Genomic DNA, 23132 nt, shown 5'->3' on the forward strand with positions numbered 1-23132 from the left:
TGTAAATAAGAAAGTCTTATGGAACAGAGGATAAATCAAAGATGTTGTACACAGGACATGGCAACACCATCTGTGGAGAGCTTTGTAACGCTTCTTTTAAGTATATAAGAACCCCACTGCTTTAGCTGTGGGAGTAGTCAGCTCATTGTCTAACCATCTATTTCTATTAACATAGCTCAAAAGTATAGTTAATAGCAAATTTATGTTGGTATATTTTATGTAATTTCTAACATTTGACCCTTATCTTAATTCTCCAACTTTGTTAAAATAATAGAAGCTTAGGAGGATTAAAACTATGAAAAAACTATCAATGATAACGGTGTTAATGGCACTTGTTAGCTTGCTTATTTGGCAACCCAATATGGCATATGCTGATGAGCTCTCAGGACATATGCATGAAAGTGGTTTACGCTATTTAATTTCCAAAGATGCATTACAGCAAGATGCCAATGGAAGCTATCGTCCAAATGACACTGTCACGCGCGGTGAATTTGCTACTTACATAGCAAAGGCTTTAAACCTTGAGAAAAAAGATAATATTAGTTTCACAGATGTCCCAGATACACATTTGTTTGCAGCAGATATTAAACTCGCTGCTTCTGCTGGGATCATCACCGGTTATACAGATGGTTCATTTAAACCGGATGCCCGTATTTCAAGAGAGCATATGGCAGTTATGCTAATTAGAGCTGTTGATTATCTAAAAATCCCTAAAGGTACGTCATCCATTACTTTTAAGGATAATGCAGCTATTTTTAAAGACTTCCGCCAAGACATTGCGATTGGCGCACAATTAGGGCTTATTAAAGGTAGCTCCAATGGAATGTTTTTACCAAAAGATAATGCCACAATTGGCGAGGCATCTACATTTGTACTACGCTTAATACTTTTAGCGGACGATGTTAAAAATAATGGTGGTAATAATGGTAACAACGGCAATACAGGAAATAACGGTAATAACGGGAACACTGGTGAAACTGGTAATGACAACTCTACTAAGTACATCGTAAAAGAAATTTCAAATGGTAGTCTTGTTGGGAACCAAGGCTTTTCTAGCTTTGACGCTGCTGAAAAAGCATTGTCAAAAAATACACTTGTCATTACGTTAAATGATAAAATTATGAAAATGTCATCTGGTTATGTTGTAACCAATAATTATGTAGCACTTAAATCTGAAACAATTAACGATCAAATCGGTGTTGCTGCTAATACAGAAATGCAGTATTTAAGCAGTGATGCGACACAAGTAAAAGTTAGTTTAGCAGGTCATGTTGGGTATTTAAAACATGCCGATGTCACTTTAATCCCTTCTGCTTTAAGTAAGGGTCGTTCTTACTATACAAACGAGAATGGTGAAATTAAACATACTTTATATGATTATAAATCAAATAAATATTCTTCTAGCTATGTGTATGGAAAAGCACCCGACTTCATGAAGCAAGGCGAAAAGTACTTTAGCTGGAATGGCATTAATTTCACAAATGCTAGTGGCTCATCGATAGGTGAAGCTTATAATTACTATCAATTTTTACCTGCACGTGCGAAAACTCAATATACAGCAGAGGAACTAGATAATTACATTTTGCAAAAGTTAGCTGAGCTTGAAAGTTCAGGGGCTAGTCTTTATAAGAATGCGACTAAAAAAAGTAAGTTAATCGGTTTAGGGAAAGTTTTAAAAGAAGTCGAAGCAAATGATCAAATTAACGCCATGCTTATTTTATCGCTTGCCCAGCATGAGAGTGCATATGGTATGAGTCCCCATGCTCAAGATCTCAACAACTTATTTGGTTTATATGTATATGATACGAATCCACTAAATAAAAAGTTTGATAGTGTAGTGGACAATATTAATGAACTTGTTGATAAGTTCTTGCAGCCAAATTACATTACACCAGGCGGTCCTTACACAAATGGTGCAGTGATTGGCTCTAAGGAAGTCGGATTTAACGTGAAGTATGCCTCTGATCCATTTTGGGGTTCTAAAATTGCTGGACACTACTACCGTAACGAAAAAGCTTTAGGCTTTAAAGATGCAAAAAATCCATACAAAATTGGCCGTACGACAACAGCTGGTCTAAATGTTCGTCCAGATGCATCAACAAGTCAAAGTCCACTTTACACATTTAATAAAAGCGGTATGCCCGTTATTGTAACAGATACAAATGTTAATGGTTGGTATGAGGTACTTTCTGATAAACCCCAAACACAACCAGCTTACATCAGTAAAGATTATGTTAAATTCATTAATACCGTGAAGTAGCAATTAGAGGCTGTCTCCGATTATTTTCGGGGCAGCCTTTTTCATGTTGCGAAAATCAGCGAGCTGTACCAAAACCGATGGCTAAATCAATTATGTGAGCACTTCTTTCTCCTACCTGATCAATTTTCCAGCAGACCTAAGCTCTTCTTTCTCCTACCTGATCAGTTTTCCGGCAGACCTGAGCACTTCTTTCTCCTACCTGATCAGTTTTCCGATAGACCCGAGCTCTTCTTTCTCTCCTACCTGATCCGTTCTACTGCAAACCCATGCACTTCTTTCCCCTACCTGATCCGTTCTACTGTAAACCCGAGCAGTTACCTAACCTAATCGAGCTTTTGAAACAGCCCTCTTCAAAGCCTCAAATTAAATTTATTTATCTATGCATAAGAACCTGCATTCAAACATAAAAATAATCAGTGGACAAACAATAGAATTGATCTGGATAAAGACTACACGCCCTTCCTTTCCTTAACAATAAAAAAACTGTCCCAAAAGTGAGTCAATCACCTTTGAGACAGTTTCTATGTTTATCAACTAAACTATTGTTTTTTGTAGTATTGCTCAATTCCATTATAGATAGAATCTGCAAATTTATTTACGTATTCATCATTTGTCAATTTTTGGCGGTCCTCGCTATTTGTTAAAAAGCCGAGTTCCACTAAAATTGATGGAATGCTCATATTATTAATTACGTAGTATGGATATTGTTTAACGCCACGATTCTTCATATTTAAATTGGTTACAATTTGATTATTTACAAAAGTGCCTAAATCAATATCCTCTTGATACATATCGCCTGATGAAATAGCATAATATGTTTCAGTACCTGATGCTGATGTATTAGTAGCAGAGTTTACATGCACACTCACGAAAATCTCGCCATAGTTTGCACTCGTAAAGTCTACTCGACCTTGTAAGGTAGGGAACGTATCACCAGTACGAGTCATGTACACTTTTGCGCCAGCATTCTCAAGCTTTTGCTTAACAAGTGTGCTCACTTTTAATGTAATGTTCTTTTCAGAGAAAGAACCTAGTACTGTCCCTGGATCCTTACCACCATGACCTGGGTCTAGGATAATAATACGATTTTGCAACGGTTTACCATTTTGATTTAATAATTTTAAATAAGATTTATGGACATAACCTGCTTTACCATTGTATTCGATTTTTGCCCAATATCCATTAATGTCGTTAACTTTAACAGAGTCGCCCTTGTTAAGCTTAAATAGCACTGTAGAAGTTGAATTTGCTTCACTACGGACATTTAGGTTTCCAACAGTTGCTCGTCCTACTACATCACCTGAAGCTGTAGGTGGAGTTGGAGGTGGAGTTGGATCAGGTTGTTCTTCTTTACCCGTTTCTGTTGTGCTGTTCGCTACAATATATCCTGGTAAACCATTTACTTGCGTTAAATGATAGCCACCAGTAGTTTTGTAAACTGGTAATTTTTCATTTGCTTTAATAGTTTGAATGATTTTTGATGAAGAAGTTGGTTTAACATATAAGTTAATAGCACCTTTAGATGCCACTTCTTTTTGGACAGACCCTAAGTCATTGCCATCTGCATCTAAAAATTGTGCATAATCTTTATAAACATAAGCAAATGCACCTTTATATGTTACCTTTAGCCATTTGCCCTGAACTTCATAAACTGATAGTTTGCCGCCTTTATTGACTGTACCAACAATGTTAGTATTTAATGAACTATCCGGTGTTTTGCGGATATTTAGACCATCTGTCGACACTTTGACTAGCCCAATAACCTCTTTTGTATCAGGTACAGATGTCCCTTTAACAGGTAGCTCTAAACGATATTTCTCATTTTTCGCACGTGCTACAAATAATGAAAAGTGTGCACGTGTAACCGTATTATTTGGTAAATAATTTTTACCATTTCCATTTGTAATACCATTATAGTAAATTGTATTTACATATTTAACGTAAGGGTGTGTAATACCTACGTCAGTAAATGGTGAATCTAAGTTTTCATATTCACTTGTGTCCAAGTTAAATGCCTTTGTTAGTACATAACTCATTTCATCACGAGTTATAGCCTTTTTTGGTAAGAACTTGCCTTGTGTGTTCGTTGAAAAGAATCCTAATTGCACAGCTCGTTCGATATAACCTGACATTTCAGTGCCTACTGTTACATCCGAAAAACTTGATTTGTTTACAACTAATGGTTTATTACCAGAGGCAACGACAACCATTTTTGCAACTTGTTCACGTGTCACAGACTCATTTGGGCCAAAGACTCTTTTCCCATTTACAAAATATCCTTGGATAACACCCAAATTAACTAAATAATTGATTTCTTCATAAGCTTCGTGATTTTTGGAGATATCTGCAAATGTTACATTTGTAGTTGTATCTGCCATTACACTTTCACTATGTATAGTAAACATAGAAGCTGAAATGAATAAGACGCACAAAATAAGACTAATTTTTTTAAGATTCAATGTCTTATTTCCTCCCTTCCTGTTCTCTTAAGTATTCATTTTAACAAAATTAACTAAATAAATCATCATACGACAGCACTTTTTAAGTTTATTTTTCCAATCACTTCCTTTTCAATGAAATTATCATAAAAATAGAAGAGTCTGCAATTGCAAACTCTCCTCTAATTATAAGCTATTTTAAAAGATCTTTTCTTGCAATCAATGCATCTATGAAAATATTATCTAGATTGTAATCTTTCAATAAACATTTTTAGTTCTTTGATTTTTAGTAATTCATCCATACCAAAGCTGCCATTGCCATCCCCATTTGTAACACCGTTAGATGCAAGAATAGAAACATATTGATTAGCCCAGCTATCTTGTGGTACATCACTAAATGTTACTTCTTGACCAGCATTCTCAAGTCCGAAAGCAATAACTAATACTTTCGCGATTTGTGCACGAGTAATTGGTGATGATGGATTGAATTTACCATTCGCATCGCCTTCAAAAATACCTAATTTTGCAACAGCTGCAATAGCACCTGCATGCTCATATGTTGGTTTTACATCGATAAAATCACTATTTTTGTTAGATGTATCTAAGTTTAAAGCTTTCGCAATTTGTGAAGCAGCTTCAGCACGTGAAGCATATACTGTAAAATCAACTGCTACTTTCTTTACTTCAGCTTGTTGTTCTGCATCAAATGTAGCAACACGTTTTGCACCTACGTAACGAGAACCCCAATAATATGGATCGTTTACGTTCGAATAACTAACACCTTGATTAGTTTGAGAGTGGATCATTTTACCGTCACCTATGTATATAGATACATGTGAGATACCACTGCCACTTGTGTTGAAAAATAGTAAATCTCCAACTTGAAGATCACTTTTAGCTACTGCTGTCCCTTGTTGGTATTGTGCGCCTGACGTACGGTTTAATGTGATGCCTAAATCTGCAAATACTTGAGAAGTAAAGCCAGAGCAATCAAAACCGCTTGTAGTTGTGCCACCATATTTATATGGAATGCCTAAATATTTAGAAGCTGTGTCAGTGACTTCTGTTTTAGTCGCTGCTTCAGCTGAATCGATATGAGTTGTTGAAAATAACATGAAAGATGCAAAAATCGGTAATAACCATTTTTTATTCATACTTTTGTTATACCCCCTCTAAACTTTTTTGCCTATAAATAGACTATCATAAAAGGTGGTATTTTAATTTTTCAATTGTGTAACGATTTTAGAAATAATAAAAACGCTGATATACCAACGTTTCTTGGCTTTATCAGCGTAAAAACGGAAAAATTTTAATGGTTTTTTCTAACATCTGTAACGTAAATGTAACATTAGCAACTCTTTGTTACATAACCAATTATTGACTCGAAAACAGTTGAACCCAATAATAATTTCCTTTGCTATCTTGTGTAACCGCAACACCTGTATTTGTATAATGCTCTTTCATAATATTATCTCGATGGTCAGGAGAAGCCATCCATCCTTTTACAACTGTTTCGGGCGATTTGAAATATCTTGCAATATTCTCTCCAAAGCTCGTATAGGAATAATCAAATAATGTCGCTAAATCCCAAGGGGCGCCGTAATAAGGAGAAATGTGCTCAAAATAATTACGTTTAACCATGTCCTGCGCTTTTATAATAGCGATTTGTGTCAGTTTCGAATCATATTCAACAGGCGCTAGCTGATTCTTTTCCCTTTCCACATTGATTAACCGAATGACTTCTTTTGACCAAGCTGTTGAAAGATTTATTGTTGGTATATAATCTTTTGCTAAATAATCATAAGCTACTTCAAGCTTCTTTACTTTTTGCTGAAAATTTAGGCTACGTTCAACAAAAACTGCTACTTGTGCCCGTGTCACTAATTTGTTGGGTGCAAAATGCTTAGCATCTATTCCGCCAATAATTCCTATGTCTGTTAGTGATTCGATATAGTCTTTTGCCCAGTGTGTTGGAGGAACATCATCAAATTTACTTTTATTTTTACCATCCACTTTAACCTGATAGGCTAGTGCTAGCATTTTTGCAACTTCCATACGCTTTAAAGGCTCACTTGGATGAAAGGCATCACTATTTTGTATAACACCTAATTCTACAAGTTTCTGAATTTCTTTGTAATAAGGATGTGAAGCAGGAACATCTTTAAAGTGTAATGAAATCGAAGTATCTGAGTTTGTTTGAATAGACCGAGCAATTGCAGATGCCGCCTCTGCCCTCGTAATCGCTTGCTCCGGCTTAAACGTATTGTCTGTATATGTAGTCATATATTGCTTCGATAGCATATGTTGAATCGACGAACTTGCCCAGTATGAACTAGACACATCAACAGCTATGTAGGATGCCGCTTCTGCCTGACTAATCCCAGATAAATTTCCAATAGTTGTAGCTAGTAAAACAATTGAAAGTACCACTATACTGATCACCCTTTTAAACATGGCTACCTCCTATATTAATATTATTTAAATGAATACCCCTCAAAACATTATAGTAAACCTCCCTATTACATACGATTTCTTGATTGATAAAGTTTCACTTTTTTTGGGAATTTCGCAGGCTATAACTTTATAAATTTGTTTTATATAGTATAGAAGGAGTTTCCCCAAAATATGCATGGGAAAACTCCTCCTTTCTAATACTAATCAAGCATTTTTAGATATTCTTCTAAAATGCGGTAGTTATATACTAAATCCTGCTGCTCCAGCGTAAGTGAGCTATATAGTTTTTGAGCAGCTAACACCTTTTTCTCGAATGACGCGTTGTCTGGATCAATAACAGAGATAGCCTGAACTACTTTTAGAACAGCCTCTACATCCTTTTCAGCTTTCTTTAATACATCATCATTGATGACTTGTCCTCTTAGTTTTGAATCTAAAGCTTTATAGGCTGCAACTGCATTCGCTACATCTTCTAAATACGTTGAAGAGGTTGGTGAGAGGCCGGCAATTAGTTCAACGACTTTCTTTACATCAGCCATACTTTTCTCCGCTTCTAACAAAATCGAATAATTCGTAATCCTTTGCTTATCTGTCGTATTTAAGCTATCGTACTCTTTTCGTACTGCTTCCACCATACCAAAGTAAAATTTGTCCTTTGGATTTAAACTTGCAATGCTCTTATATACTTTTATTACGCTATCTAATGATAATAATAGATCGTCATTATAGACGTATCGTCTTTGTTCGGCATTTAGCTTATCGTAGGCTTTTAAGATCTTTTGATATTGACTATTCATGTCTTTAGCAGTAAGTAGTCGATCAATATCCTCCACAACACTAATAACAGGCTTTAAAAGCTTCTCTTGATCTTGTAACACTTTGTAATTTTGTACGGCTCTTTGTTGGTCCTTTGGCAAAGCGTTATAAGCTGCACGAATTTCCTGAATACGTTTCACATATTGCTTCGGATCAACAGACGGTAAATCATTAATCATCTGCATGACATTACCAGCACCTAAAATACTTGTTTCTGCTGCTTGTAATAAGTAATAGTTTGTTACATATTGCTTCATATCTGGCGCTAGTGCATCATAAAGCGCACGTGCTCGAGTTGTATCCTCAAGATATGTACTACTTGAAGATTTCAGTTTACTAATTAATTCAATCACCTTTGATACGGGCTCATAAGTTTGTAGAATATCAATATTAGTAACATATTTTTTTTGATCTTTATTTAAATTATCATACGCCTTACGCGCAGAATTGACCTTGCTGACAAAATTATTGGATTCCGGATCCAAATTATTGATTTGCAGCATCACATTTAAAATAGGTTTTACTTCTTTTTCACGTGCTGTTAAATCTTTAATATTTGTAACTAACTTCTTTTGATTTGGAGTTAGCTGATCATACGCTACACGTGCATTCAGGAGTTTCGTTAAATAGTCTCCATCTTGTTGTTTCGTTAAATCAATAAGCTCGACAACTTTATGTGCTACTCCTTGCTCATTTTCTGCCGCTACAAGTGCATCATAATTAATGATCACTTGTTGCTTCTCTGGAGGTAGTGCATCGTACATCTCACGTGCTGTTTTCATATCTTGGTAGAATGTCTTGCTTGATGGCTTTAATGTTGCAATGAGGCCAATTAATGAAGCCACATCTTCAACAGCAGTTAGATTCGCATAGTTCGTTACACGTTTTTGCGATACTTCATCCAGTGCATTATAAGCCTTACGCGCAGCGAGTACTTTTTTCGTATAATCCTTACTTGTTGGATTTAACGCATCGATCATTTGAATAACCTTGATAACCGCTTTATTATTTTTTTCGTAATTGGTTAAGGTTTTTGCCTGCTCCACTAGTTTCTTCGCATTTTTATCCATTGTTTTGTACTCTGCAGATAATGAAGCTACCTTCGCCACAAAAGTATCTGGATGTTCATTCGCTAATGCTAAGACACGATCATCGAATGCCTTGGCTGTATCGATATAGCCCTGTGCTTTTGCTAATTCACCACTATTGACGACATCCTTTTGAAGGTCTTTTAAATTATTAAACGCTTCATTTGCTTTCGCCACATTGTCTTTATATGTCTTTTGGGATGGATTTAAAGCATTTATTTGAACAATCACTTCTGTTACAGCGACCTTATCTTTTAAATCCTTATGATTTCTGACATACCCTTGTTTTGTCTCGTCCAACTTTGCGTAAGCTGTATAAGCAGATTTCGCTTTTGAAATATAACTTTTAGATGTTGGATCTAACTTTTCAAATTGATCAATAACATTGACGACAGCCTTATGGGATTTCTCTAAATCTGTTAGGATTTTAATGTTTGTCACACGACTTTTAGCTGCCGATGAAAGTGCATTATAGTCGGAGCGTGCTTTTAGCATATCTACTACTAGATTATTAGAGGTTTTTAATTTATCAATTTCACTGATAACGTCTAGTACTGCTTTTTCTTCATTCTCAAGAGCGTTCAATTTGCTCGTTAGCTTTTCTTTAATTTCATTAAGCACCGCTTCATCTTCGCTACCCGCAGCATTTAATGCAGCAACATCTTTCTGTAATGATGTTATTTGTGCATTATAATCTTTCATAGACGAGCTTAGTGCATTTACTTTTTTCGATACATCAGCGAATGAGAACAATAGCTCTAGTCTACTTTTATTTTTCACTAGTTCTTTTTCATTGACTCCAAGCTTATCGAAGGCAGTCTGGGCAGCAAATGTTTTGCTTTCAAAAGTAGAAGATTTCGGATCTATGGCAACGATTAATTTATCCACACTTAAAGACGCACTATAAATCTTTTCCCAATTTGTTAACTCAGCTAGATTGTTGACGATTTTTTTCACATTTGCCGCATTAATCGTTGATCCATTTAAGGCAGGAGGTGTATTATAGGCGGCACGTGCAGCAATAATGGCCGCCACTTTGTCTGTGTCACCTTTAATTTTAGTAATCAGCCCTTCAATCTCTTTTGCAGAAGCAATATTAGCTGCAGCTACTTCAAGATCCGCTCCATTTTTTACATACCCTTTATTAATCGATAAATTATCGTAAGAGGCTTTTAATGTATCTACCTCAGTACGATAAGAAGCATCACTCGAAATGCGTAAAGCTGTAATTTGCTTAGAAATATCTGCTGCCTCTTTAAAAGGCTGTAAATCTTGATAATTCGTCACTAATTTCTGCGAATCTACATCTAATTTAGTATAAGCTGTTTCAATAGCCGTCACTGCACTGATATAACTCGTTGCCGAAGTAAAGTCTGCTGGCTGCTTTGCCTTTAACTGTGTTATGCTCAGCACTACCTTATTAGCCGAAGACATATTTGTTAATGCATCGGTATACTTTTTATAAGGTGTTTCAGCATCGTTATTTGGATTATAGGCTACGACTACTTTCTTTTGATCCGCTGTTAGTGCATTATATTCTGTTGTAACAGCTTCTACTGCTTTAGCAATCTCTAAAGGATCTACTGATGTTTGCTTCAAAATCATAACTAAAGCATCCAATTTGGTAGTGGCTTTCTCTGCTTCCGTTGCATCAACCACTAATTTTTTTAGCCGATCAATATCTGCACCCTTTGTTTTAAAATAGGCATTGTGTTCTGCTTCAGTATAGCCATATTGTAAGGATGTACCGCGAATTGTAGAGGCAATATCGCTAGCTTTAACAAGAGCGATTCCCACTGCTTTGCCAAAAGCATCTTGGACACTTAAATAAGAGGAATCACCAGCTTCTTTACTACCTAAAAATGTTTTAAAATTATTATCTTCAGTTGTCACATCATTTATAAATGACTTACTTGTATACGTTATTGCACTAATGTTATTCCCTATTTCCTTTAATTTGCCTAATAGTCGGCGTTGCTCGACAACATAGTCATACTTCGCTTGAATAAAAACAATCTCATCGCTAGTAAAACCAAAAGTTCCTAGATTTGCTACATCACCTTTTGCAATAACCATTTCATCCGCTGTCGAATTCTCGGAAAGCTTCGCAAATTGTGCTATCATTTGTTCTTTTGTCGTTGCGGCAGCTACTCCGTTAACGTTGGCAACTTGCTCTGTTTGAGTTGATACGCGAGACTGTGCATCATTTTCCTGCGCATTCGCTATAGCCGTAGGTGCCAGTAATAGACTCGTAATGACTCCTGCCGTCAATTTTCGATTCAATCGAACCACCCTTTCATTTTTCGATTCATTACTTTAATATCGGTGTAATCCATGTGATTTCAAGCCATTATTTACAAAATTAAGCGTATCAAAAGTTTTTTCATAATAACTAGATAGAAATACAGGAAGTTTTTTCTATTATACTATACAATAGTTTTATATGATGTTTTTCATCAATCGACATGTAGTTTCATAAAGTGTTTTTTTTACAAATTTTTTGGAAAAAAACAGCTATTTTTATATGTCAATATCGTTTAACAAGGTGTATACTACAACTTTGATATTTACTATTTTGGAAGAGAGGAAACTGTATATGTTTTACCGTTATAAATTTTGGCATAGCTTAAAAAATCCAACCTACTTTACTAAGATTGTAGAAGAAGGTGAGATTATTGGATACAAAAGACGTTCGTTGACGGTTTTCATCTTATTCATTCTGCTATTCACTGCACGTGAGTATTGGGGGATGGGTACTGAAACTTTAACGACATTGTTCGCAATGGATTTACATAATGAATACTACGTGGCTCGTTACCTTTCGATGCTTGGTGCCATTTTGTGGGCTATTGTCTATTTTTGCTTCCATTATTACGGTGTTACCTACCTTTTACATCTATTAACGGACATCCCCTATACATGGATTAAAAAAGTCCAATTATATGTTGTCACATTTTTATTAATCGAAAAAACAATATTATTTGCTGTTTTCTACTTAACTGGCTATACAACACTCTTTTCATTCTTTTCATTAGCGCCTCTTGCATTGCAGGTGATGAATACGGATTACGTCTTATTCACGCTCAATCAATTGACAGTGGCGACGATGCTAACAATTGTTGTACAGTACACATTCCTTTCTAAATGGGAGGAAGAGGCGAGTAGAAAACTATTAGTCGTAAAAATTATTGGTATACAACTATTTATGGCCTTATTTGTCGGTCTGATTAGTGTTTTACCAATTAAAGAATGGATTACTAGGGGGTTAGGATAATGGCATTTTTCAAATCAAAGCCTTGGACAAGCTTGACCATCGTGTTGACAATGCTATTAGTCGGCGTAAATGCTTATTTTGTCTTTAAAGACGATAGCAAAATTACACGATCCTACTTTATCGATGAATTTCAAAAAGCCTATAAAGGTACAAATACAGAGCGTGTTAATAAGGAAACGATTGTTGCTCCAGCTGAAACATACACGCTTACAGCTGATGCAACAAGCTTATCTGCGGTGAATGCAAAGCGTGGCCAAAAAGTAACGCCTAATGATGTACTGGCTACCTATAAAACAGAAGAAGTTGATAATGAAGTAACAAAGCTTGAGGCAGAACGTACAGCCTATGAAAATGAACGAAATGATTTAGAAGATGCGCTCTCTCAAATCGAAAATGATTATGATGATGCTGATCCGAAAAGCTCCGTCAATACGGACCAAATAAACGGCACATTATCTGTCACACTAAAATTGGAGCTAGGACAACAAAGCTCACCATCGACAGCAATCGCCCTTTTGAATCGACATATTGCCGAGACAGATCGTCAAATTGCGCTACTCGATGCACAAATTGAACAAATACAAGCTCGCCAAGGTGTCGTTAGCCCAGTGGACGGTGTTATTGCAGCCGTTAAAGAGGAAGCTGGGACAGTCACATTTGAAATCTATTCTACTGAAAAAACAATGCTTGCCTATTTATCAGAGGATGAATGGCAAAAAGTATCGGAAGGTCAAACCGTTGATTTTAAAGTAAAACATTTGAAAGATTCCTTATCTGGCACTGTACTTGAAAAACAAACGATTGCTACAGATGATTCTTCTATTTGGGGGAATGAACTTGCAAAAACAACAACTTTACCTCAACCAACGAATTATGAAGTAGTGTTACAACAAGATGATGCAATGGAGGACATTCCATTTTCGACTACTGGCAAAGCCACTATTATTGTCAACGAAGCATCTGATTCTTATAAAATAGATAAATCATGGGTGCATGCTACTAAAAAGAAAGGTAAAAAAATATACATTGTTGGACAGGATGGAAAAATTGCGTTAAAGGATATTCATGTTAACTTTAAAACTGCACAGTCAGCTATTTTTACTGACAGCTTAGATAAAGGAACACCTATGCTATCCGATAAACAACGTAATCTTTCAGCCTATGCCTTCCGTACAATGCCTATCGAAAAAATCCAATGGAAACATTTCAAGGACTTAGATTGGAAACACTATATTAAATATATTGTTTTCTAATATGTGTTGCTAGTTAGCATCCATATATAGTAAAAATCCGCTTCAATTTCTGTGAGCAAGAACAGAGCAGCAACAGTTTGCTCTCCTCACAGAAATCTAAGCGGATTTTTTCATTGGTCATTATAAAACAAAAAATAACTTATTAAATAAAGTATGACTTTTCGGCAAAAGTAGGGGTTGATTTCCGTTCCGACTGGGCGCTTTCCTGGGGGCGTCCAGTCTCCACTCCAATCAACTAATCCACATGACATACGTTTTAACAAAATGGCATCCAACTTTTACGTTTCATCGGAACACTTTTACGTTTTATCGCCCAACTTTTGAATTTTATCGACTAACTTTCACGTTTTATCACCCAACTTTTGAATTTTATCGACTAACTTTTACGTTTTATCACCCAACTTTTAATTTTTATCGACATCCACCTGCCAAGAGCAAAAAAAGATTCACACACAAAACTGTGCGTGAATCTTCTTACTTTATTATGTCGCTCAGTCTCCACTCCAATCAACTAGTTCACTTAGCGAGTATCTCCTAGTTTATAGTAATAATAGCTCAGCAATGAATGTTTTATGTGCAGAAGCGAAGCGTCAGCCGCAAATGCTTTTAAATGCTAGAACATTGCAAAATGACAAAACCCTGTAGTTTCAATCCTACAGGGTTTTGTCATATGTGCTTTTATTATTTTAATGATAAGCATCTATTCAAGAAGCTTGAGAATTGTGCACGCGTAATTTGTGTGTCTGGTCTGAATGTATTATCTGGGAAGCCGCCTGTTAAGTTATTTGCTACAAGCGCTTGGATATCGCTATACGCCCAATGCGTCGATTTAACATCTGTAAAGTTTACTTTACTTGAGCCTGTTAATTTATATGCTCTTGTTAAAATCGCCGACATTTCAGCACGTGTAAGCTGTCCGTTCGGGTTGAACTTCCCTACTTCTTGCCCTTTAATAATCCCAGCTTGCTCTACAGCAGCAATGGCACTGTATGCATAATGGTCCTTGCTGACATCTTTAAAGCTTGGAGCCTTCGTTGTTGTTAAATTGAGAGCCCTTGCAATAATAGTCGCTGCCTCTGCACGTGTAATGGACGCTTCTGGTTTAAATGTTCCATTCTCGTATCCTTTTATAAGAGATTTATTATACAAACTTTGGATATCTGAAAAAGCCCAATAACCTTTCGCTACATCTGTGTAGACTAATTCCTCATGATTGTCTTGATACACAGCCTGTAATTGATCGAAATACAGTTGACCTTTCTTTTGAAGAGAGGCTGTAGGCTGTGCAACGTATAATCGTTCGAATTTCAATGGTAGTGTAACATCATTTGGGATTTTCGCAGTGACATACTTCCAACCATTCCAGTCCATACCGCCTTGGCTAGTGAAATCAATTGTCTGCTTTGCTCCTGAACCATCTACAAGCACTCCACGAAGCCATTGCTTTCCAGCATCTCCAAATACCCAAACGCCTATGTTATTTGGTTTTCCAGTAATAGGAATCGGTGATTTAGCTACCATATAAGCTGCTTTCGTATCGGATCCTGCTGTTGTAAAATCGTAATTTAACTTTAAGCTAGCAGTTCCCTGTCTAGCATAGTCTTTAGAATTTGTGATGGAAGCATTTGCTTTCGCAACTTCCACTGTCCATGATGAAGCATTATCAAAGCTATCTAGTAAAATAGGTTTTTCTTGTGATAAATCTACAACTTTCACAGTTGTGGATGTTCGCACACCATCATACTCACCGATAATTTTGCCTTCCCCTTTTTGCGTAGCTGTAAAGGTTGCACCGTTCATCTCACCGATATTGCCTTCAACCGACCAGTTCATCTTAGATGGGTTGATGGTCATAGGATTTAAGTATTGATCGTAAGCACTAGCCACTTTCATATCAACGGATGAACCTTTCATGACTTGGTTCACATTGTTTAACGTAATGGATTTTGCTTTCCCTGGTGGCGCTGTATTGACAACCTGTAAAATGGCTGATACACGACGCTCACCACCATCTGAAGGAACGTTCACAAGGTTCGCAAAATAGCCGCCCGGATTTCGAACAACCATCGCTGTAGAGCCGCCTCCATCAAGGTTAATGGCCGAAGTAGCACCCATTGAGATTAAATGCGAAGCTAACTCTGTTAAATTAGCGCCATTACTATGACCACTTAATCTACCATCTACTGTAACAACAAACACTTTTGTACCAGTTGCATCTACTGCTACCGCAGTACGAGGACTGCGCGCTGAAGCGAATCCAGAATTCGTTGGCATAGAAATGTCTACCTTACCATTATTCACTAACATAGGTCCTGCAGCTAAAATAAATTGAGCGTCCATCCATTTTTCATCAATAGATAGATTCACATCAATGTTTGTCCCTGCAGTAATTTGGCTTAGTTCAGTTGCCAGCTCTTTATTTTGCACCGAAATAACAAAACCATCAGATGGTACTGTTGAATTCCCTTCTGCACCATACGCCGTTACCTTTGAAACCGTCCCTGAAAGGCGATCTCCGAAATGTAATACTTTCATATCTTGACTAGCATTTGAGACAACAATTTCTACACCCCAATTATTTGACCCTGTTGTTTTTTTATCAGGTGTGTATAATACTGTTTTATCAGTCGTTCTTTCTGTATTGATAAGATCAATCGGATAACTTTTACCATTTACTTGAAAGGATAGATTCGTAGAATAATAGTCTGCGATCGCCTTCCCTGATTTGGATACACCAAAAGCAACAGGCTTTTGTGTTGGACTTTCATATGTATCTCCCAAAATACCATAGTTAATAATTTCATTCTTTTCAGCTAACAAGTTGGCAGGCATACCATTTCCTAGGAAATACGAAGCATTGACAGCCCCAACAACACGATGTCCATCATATGTGTTTTGCTTCGCCATATTCGTTGTTGTTTGAAGTGAGTTAATAGGTTTTGGTACACCGACTTCAAGTTTTGTATATGTATTAGTTAAATTAACATCTAAAACATTGACAAACTCACGAATAGAATTAGAACTATAGGTTTGCTGTATATGTGTTACTTGTGGCGATACTTCTTTCTTTTCTTCTTTTATTTTATTATCAAAAACAGCTGCATTTGCAACACTTGGATTTACTGCTAGCATTAAAACGAAACAGACTACAACAATTGTTACTAGTTTTTTTGCCAATTTTTTCACTCCGAATCAAAAAGTATGGCACGAAGTCATGTTGTGAAACACAATCGTGCCAGGGACTTCATTTATTTTGTTTCTACATAAATTGCTACTGGAAGGTTTACTCCGCCGGCATGCATGAATTCTAACTCAAGCGTTTCTGATGAACCCTTCATCTTGTAATCCGGTAATTCAACATATTCTGTACCTACTCTCAATGTAGGCACTAGATACACTTTGCCATTGACCTTTACTGCACCACTGTATATACCGCCTCGACCAGCTAATTTAAGCTTGATCGTTTTTGCCTTTCCAGTTTGATTAACAAGTGGAAGCGACACCTTATAGTTCATTCCGAAATGACCAGGATTCCCTATTGCACCATTGATTTGTGACAGTGAATTTTCTGTTGTTAGGAAATGGTCTGTACTACCATTTGAAATGTTATAGCCTACTTCTGGTGAATCTACTGAATAAGCAGGAAGATCTGCTAGAATAGTAGAGCTCGTCCAGGCACCTCTCGGATGCTTCGCAGATACATCAATCGGAACAGGATCTGATAAAATGCTTGTTAAATTACTATTACTCTTTGTTAATACTGTGCGAATCGTATACGCTGGAGTCCCACCATTGACAGCTTTAATATCTAGATCATGTAAAAATCCAATGATATAGTCATTAAGCAAATCATAGGATTCGATCACCTTTGTTTCTCCTGGTGCGATGACAATCCCTTTACTACTAGATTTTTTAAGCTTATCATTTAACGTTGCATCCGCAATGGTTAAACCAATATCATGGCCAACCCAGCTATTCCCCGTTTGTTGGCTAGTCCCTTTGGAGTCGATTACTTCGATGCTTTCAGTACTAGAAGTATTTTGAACGGTAATACCGATTTGTACATCTGTCCCTAGCGTATTGTAATGCCAGCCAAATACTCGATGTTTATTTGCAGCTGATGTTGCTTTCACTTGATATTGGGCAAGTGTAGCATTAGATTTAGGAATCAGCTTGTTCGTTAACGTTTCTGGATTATCACTAATCAACAAATCACGATCTCCTTCTAAACGAGCAGAAGGAACAATCCCAGGCTTTGATGTAGCACCATAAGATTTTTCAAGGAAGGAGCTTGTATACATATATTGATAGACATAAAGATACAATTCTCTTTTATCTTCAATATAACGTAAATTTCCACCTAAAGCGTTGACAACAAAACTAATAGGAACATACATTTTTCCATTTTGCATAAATGGTTTCCCTTCCATTGTCACAACTTCATCATTTACTAGAACTTGGTTACTATTTTCCTTGAAAAGAAAGCTCATTCCCGCAATTTGCAATTCAAACGATTGATCAGGTAACAACGTGCCAGAAGAATCTTCTAAGTTTTCATATATATAATTAGCCGGAATATAGGATCTCGATTGCTTTACAATAATTGGATCCTCCATCACAATGCGTTGATTATTAATATGTAAAATATATGGGTCTCCTTGAGGTTTCCCTGGCGTCTCATCTGTTAAGGAAATATCAACAGTTTGTGTAGTAGGATTCCAGTTCACGTTACCACCAAAATTTTCACTGACGAAACGCAATGGCATGTAAGTACGATCCTTATACATAAATGGTGCAACAACCATCGGCACCTGTTGTCCATCCACTAAGGCAGTCTTTGAATTAATTGTTAAATTAACTGACTTGTCATTTCGAATGGCTGACGCAGTAAGTGTTTCTTTCTTCCAGTCCACACTGGCACCAACCGCCTCATACAAAGCTCTCATCGGTAAAAAAAGATAATCGGATTTATTTAAAACCGGATCATTCACTTGGAGAGTCTCACCATTGATATGAATAGAAACATTATTTTTTATGTGAATCTTGTCACTAGCAGCTGATGCAGAGGCTTGTTCAGGCAATATCGTAGCCAAAGCAACTGCGGTAATCATACATGAAGCCTTAAATTTACTAAACATCTTAAACACCTTTTTCCATAATTAATCTATAGGTTATCTTAACATGAAAAAAGTCCAGAAAGTGGTGCTGGTATCGAAAAAAGTCGAATTAGGTACTGGAACCTAAACCCTATACCTGCAAAAGTTGCATGGAAATCTTAGGATTTTCCAAGGCTCTGTGAACTTCTTCTTTCAATCTCTTACCAATTAAAGCAAAAGCACCAAATGAAAAATGGAATATGAACATGACGGAGTTTAAATTATTTGGAGAAAAGCTTTAATGGTGAAATCAAACCGTATACGATTGGTTCTCGCCCAATGTATTCGTTTCGGAGATGTTAGAAAAGGCTTTTGATTAATACGAAAAATAGTACAACAATTGCTACTAGTTTTCTTATTTCTTCATTTAAAAGTCTGGCACGAAGATGTTGTAAAAAACAGATTCGTGCCAGGGACTTCATTTATTTTGTTTCTACATAAATAGCTACCGGAAGATTTACTCCACCTGCATGGATTAATTCTAATTCAATCTTGTCAGATGAACCCTTCATCTTGTATTCAAATTCAACATATTCTGAGCTTGTTCGCAACGCAGGTACTAAGTACACTTTGCCATTGAACTTCACTGCTCCACTATATAAGCCACCTCGACCAGTTAACTTAACCTTGATCGTTTTTGTCTTTCCTGAATCATTAACAAGTGGAATCGATACCTTATAGTTCATACCGAAGTGACCTGGATTCCCCAATGCACCATTGATTTGTGACAGAGAATTTTCTGTCGTTAGCAAATGATCTGTTCTTCCATTTGATAGGTTATAACCTACCTCTTGTGTATCTACTGTATATTCTGGAAGTTCTGCTAGAATAGTAGCACTCGGCCAAGCACCTCGTGGATGCTTCGCATATTCATCAATTGCCACAGCGTCCGTCTTGATCTTTGTTAAATCACTATTACTCTTCGTTAATACTGTTCGAATCATATAATCTGTACTTCCACCATTAACAGCTTGGATATCTATATCATGTAAAAATCCAACGACATAATCGGGGAACAACTCTAGTGTTTCAATAACCTTTGTTTCTCCTGGTGCGATAACAATACCAGTACTATCAGATCTTTTTAGTTTTCCATTTAACGTTGCATCTGCAATCGACAACCCAATATCATGACCTATCCAGTTATTTCCTGACATTTGAGTAATACCTTTAGAACTGCTTACTTTAATACTTTCAGAGCTTGAAGTATTCTCGATCGTAATACCAATCTTTACTTCTGTTCCAAGTTTATTTAAATGCCAGCCAAATATTCGATGCTTATTAGTAGCTGAAGTAGATTTAACTTGATATTGTGCAAGCGTAGCATTTGATTTAGGTAGTAGACTGTGCGTTAAATTTTCTGGATTATCACTGACCATCAAATCACGATCTCCTTCTAAACGAGCAGAAGGAACAGGTTGAGGATATGATGTAGTACCAAAAGATTTTTCTAGGAAGTCACTTGTATACATATAGCGATAAACATAAATATACATTTCTCTTTTTTCGCTAATATAACGTAGGTTTCCGCCCAATGTATTGACCACAAAAGTAATAGGAACGTACATTTTTCCTTTTTGAATAAACGGCTGTTCTTCTATTGTTACAGATTCATTGTTGATCAAAACGTTATTACTACCGTCTTTGAAGACAAGGCTCATGCCAGCAATTTGTAATTCAAATGATTTATCTGGCAGCCAATTACCTGCAGAATCCGCTAAATAATCAGATAAATAATCAGCAGGAATATAAGATCTAGATTGTTTCGTAACAATTGGATCATCCATTACAATACGCTTATTATTTACATGTAAGATATATGGATCTTCTTGAGGTTTCTCTGAAGAATCATCTAATAAAATAGTAACAGTTTGTGTATCAGGATCCCAAGCGACATTTCCATCAAAGTTTTCAGAAACAAAGCGCAATGGCATATATGTTCTATCCTTATAGATGAGTGGTGCAACGTCCATTTCAACCTCTTGCCCATCTACTAAGGCTGTCATTGAATCAATTGTTAAATTAATAACTTTGCCATTGCGATAAGCTGTGGCAGTATTGTTTTCCTTGCTCCAGTCAACACTCGCACCAATCGCCTCATACAAAGCTCTCATCGGCAAAAGAAGATGATCCGCTTTACTTAAAATGGGATCATTGATTTGAATCGTTTCACCATCGATATTAATCGTCACATTATTTCGTATCTGAATTCCTTTGTCAGTAGCAGCTGACGCGGAGGTTTGTCCAGACAATATGAAAGCAAAAACAAGAGCCGCTACCATACAAAAAGCTTTTAGTTTGTTTAACATCCTTATCTCCTTTTTTCTACATAAATTTACTAACTACTATTTACCATATTAACACGAAGAAAGCCCAAAATGTGGCATTCTTATCGAAAAAAGTAGAATTAGGTACTGTATGCCTAAACCACATCCCTGCAAAAGCTTCATAGTGATTTAAGGGTTTTTCAAGCCCCTATGAAATACTTCTATTCATCTCTTATGTGTGTTCATTCTTCTTATAGTTTTCACCAAATTACGAATCATTCAGGGGAAACATAGAAACTGCTTTCAAGAAAAATAGCTCATCAGCATAACGTGTGGTTGATTTCCGTTCCGACTGGGCGCTTTGCCGCTGACGCTTCGCTTTCGCGCAGAGCAGAGCTTCCTGGGGGCGTCCGATGAGCCGCTTCACTCGCATGTCATACATAACTTTTGCTGATTACATAAAGAAGAAAAGTCTGCCGATTATTTCTCCCCGACAGACTTCTCTCACTCAGCACTATTAAACATTCCGTAGCATCTCACCAAGTAGGTGTTGATCCCTTGAACTCTTTCTTTCTACGATATTAATACCAATATAATGTGCACAGCGCAAACGATTAAGGGTAGAAGTCCTTCTTACAGCAACACATAGGTAAATTATGCTACTGGAGGAAAATACTCATACTTGAGGAACACTTATATAATAAATACAATAAGCGTTAGAGGAAGGTTGGATACATAAATGAAGAATTAGAAGAAATAATTGCAAGGCGTTAAGGAACGGCAAAGAACTCACTCACATGTCAAAGACAAATAAAAGTGTCCAGCAAGCAACAGTAGAATTAGGCTTCAGGTCACCTCAAAAGTGACTATCAATGGTCCTTCATTAAACCACCCCTTTAAAACAAACTTACACCTTACAAAGATTGAAGGTATGGGGTCGGTCGGTTTAAATCAGCGATATTAGCTGACAATCAATCTATTATTTACCCAATTTAATTATGATTAAAGGAGATTTAAAGTGATCAAAAAAATTACATCTAGACTTACTCTAGCACTTATTTTATGTTTAATTAGTTTCTCATTCGCCCCTTCGGCAGAAGCTGCAACTGCTATTAAAGTAGAAATTGATGGTGATGTTATACAATTTGACCAAGGCGCAGTATCTATTAATGGACGAACTTTAGTACCAATGCGAACAATTTTCGAGGAATTAGAATCAACAGTACAATGGGATGCAAAAACAAAATCAATTACAGCTATTCGCGGTACAAAAAAAATTGGTTTAGTCATTGGTAGCAAGACTGCCACTGTTAACGGGCAAAAGATTGCTTTAGACGTTGCTCCTCAGATTATTAATGGTAGAACCCTAGTACCTCTTCGTTTTATTAGTGAAGCACTTGGTGCAATGGTTGATTGGAATAATCAAACGAAAACAGTTTATATTACAACATTTGAAGTTGCTGATAGATACTATTTTGTGAATCTACAAACTCTAAATTTAGAACTTATTTCGGAAGACCGTTATTATCAGGAAGACGATATATTTAATTCCTCACGTGAAGTTGTAAGTGATTTTATCTTTACTTCATACCTAGATAATACTCGAGACTTCTTTTCTCAGCATACCGTTCGAGTATCAAACGGTGGTACAGGATTTGCTAATGCGCATGATGCCTATATGTATTTAGATGGAACTATTGCTAATGGTAAGGCTTCAGGTGAATATACTATCGAACTATACGATATAAATAGCGGATCTTATAAAAAGACATATACTGGTACTTTTAAAGATATAAAATATGATCGCAATATTAAAACTACAGTACAGGAAATAATCAATAAAAATCATTTAAAATGATATCCATGAAAATAAACATCTAACAACGCTGTTGCGAAACACGATATTTTTGGGCTATGGTATCGTTTCTTATAATATTTACTGTACCCATGAAATCTAATCTTTGCCTATTCATTGCTGAAGGTGGGTCCGTACCATACGCTCTTTTTATTTTTGAACTTCAAGATTTTCAGGAAATCGATCATGATTCAGCTTAATCGGTATCCCAGTTGTAGTATCGGCTTTACTTCTTAGTTAGTGCCTCTATTAGTTCTGATAGGGGCTATTC

The 23132-nt window shown here is 36.5% G+C and carries 11 protein-coding genes; 4 read left to right on the forward strand and 7 right to left on the reverse strand.

Going from position 1 to position 23132, the window contains the following annotated elements; translation table 11 throughout:
* Positions 1 to 295: 295 nt before the first annotated feature.
* Positions 296 to 2260: an S-layer homology domain-containing protein gene (locus ACFXN8_RS21925; protein ID WP_386847650.1), complete on the forward strand. Its 1965-nt coding sequence runs from the start codon at positions 296 to 298 to the stop codon at positions 2258 to 2260.
* Positions 2261 to 2799: 539 nt separating this feature from the next.
* Here the strand turns inward: ACFXN8_RS21925 and ACFXN8_RS21930 are convergent.
* From ACFXN8_RS21930 to ACFXN8_RS21945, 4 genes are all read right to left on the reverse strand, one after another.
* Complete coding sequence (locus ACFXN8_RS21930) at positions 2800 to 4719, reverse strand: N-acetylmuramoyl-L-alanine amidase (protein WP_386847651.1); 1920 nt, start codon at positions 4717 to 4719, stop codon at positions 2800 to 2802.
* Between the two features lie 218 nt (positions 4720 to 4937).
* A complete protein-coding gene (locus ACFXN8_RS21935) occupies positions 4938 to 5852 on the reverse strand; it encodes a C40 family peptidase (RefSeq protein ID WP_386847652.1) in 915 nt (304 codons plus the stop codon).
* A gap of 220 nt (positions 5853 to 6072) precedes the next feature.
* Complete coding sequence (locus ACFXN8_RS21940; protein ID WP_386847653.1) at positions 6073 to 7152, reverse strand: CAP and S-layer homology domain-containing protein; 1080 nt, start codon at positions 7150 to 7152, stop codon at positions 6073 to 6075.
* 200 nt (positions 7153 to 7352) lie between these two features.
* Positions 7353 to 11348 (reverse strand): cell wall-binding protein, encoded by a 3996-nt coding sequence (locus tag ACFXN8_RS21945; RefSeq protein WP_386847654.1) that lies wholly within the window; start codon positions 11346 to 11348, stop codon positions 7353 to 7355.
* 304 nt (positions 11349 to 11652) lie between these two features.
* Between ACFXN8_RS21945 and ACFXN8_RS21950 the strand changes: the two genes are divergently transcribed.
* Together ACFXN8_RS21950 and ACFXN8_RS21955 are read left to right on the forward strand one after the other, a co-directional pair.
* Positions 11653 to 12330 carry a hypothetical protein gene (locus ACFXN8_RS21950; protein ID WP_376073555.1) on the forward strand — a complete coding sequence of 226 codons (678 nt, stop codon included), beginning with the start codon at positions 11653 to 11655 and terminating at the stop codon, positions 12328 to 12330.
* On the forward strand, positions 12330 to 13583 hold the full coding sequence (locus ACFXN8_RS21955) for an HlyD family secretion protein (protein ID WP_386847655.1): 1254 nt from the start codon (positions 12330 to 12332) through the stop codon (positions 13581 to 13583). The genes ACFXN8_RS21950 and ACFXN8_RS21955 overlap by 1 nt, the downstream gene beginning before the upstream one ends.
* A gap of 681 nt (positions 13584 to 14264) precedes the next feature.
* Here the strand turns inward: ACFXN8_RS21955 and ACFXN8_RS21960 are convergent.
* From ACFXN8_RS21960 to ACFXN8_RS21970, 3 genes are all read right to left on the reverse strand, one after another.
* Complete coding sequence (locus ACFXN8_RS21960; protein ID WP_386847656.1) at positions 14265 to 16760, reverse strand: S-layer homology domain-containing protein; 2496 nt, start codon at positions 16758 to 16760, stop codon at positions 14265 to 14267.
* Between the two features lie 71 nt (positions 16761 to 16831).
* Entirely contained in the window at positions 16832 to 18721 is a 1890-nt protein-coding gene (locus tag ACFXN8_RS21965; protein WP_386847657.1) for a copper amine oxidase N-terminal domain-containing protein, read from the reverse strand.
* Between the two features lie 440 nt (positions 18722 to 19161).
* Entirely contained in the window at positions 19162 to 21048 is a 1887-nt protein-coding gene (locus tag ACFXN8_RS21970) for a stalk domain-containing protein (RefSeq protein WP_386847658.1), read from the reverse strand.
* Between the two features lie 976 nt (positions 21049 to 22024).
* On the opposite strand from ACFXN8_RS21970, the gene ACFXN8_RS21975 reads away from it, so the two are divergent.
* Positions 22025 to 22864 (forward strand): copper amine oxidase N-terminal domain-containing protein, encoded by an 840-nt coding sequence (locus ACFXN8_RS21975; protein WP_386847659.1) that lies wholly within the window; start codon positions 22025 to 22027, stop codon positions 22862 to 22864.
* Positions 22865 to 23132 lie beyond the last annotated feature (268 nt).

Origin of the sequence: Lysinibacillus sp. NPDC059133 (assembly GCF_042755925.1) — a bacterium.
Taxonomy (GTDB): Bacteria; Bacillota; Bacilli; order Bacillales_A; family Planococcaceae; genus Lysinibacillus.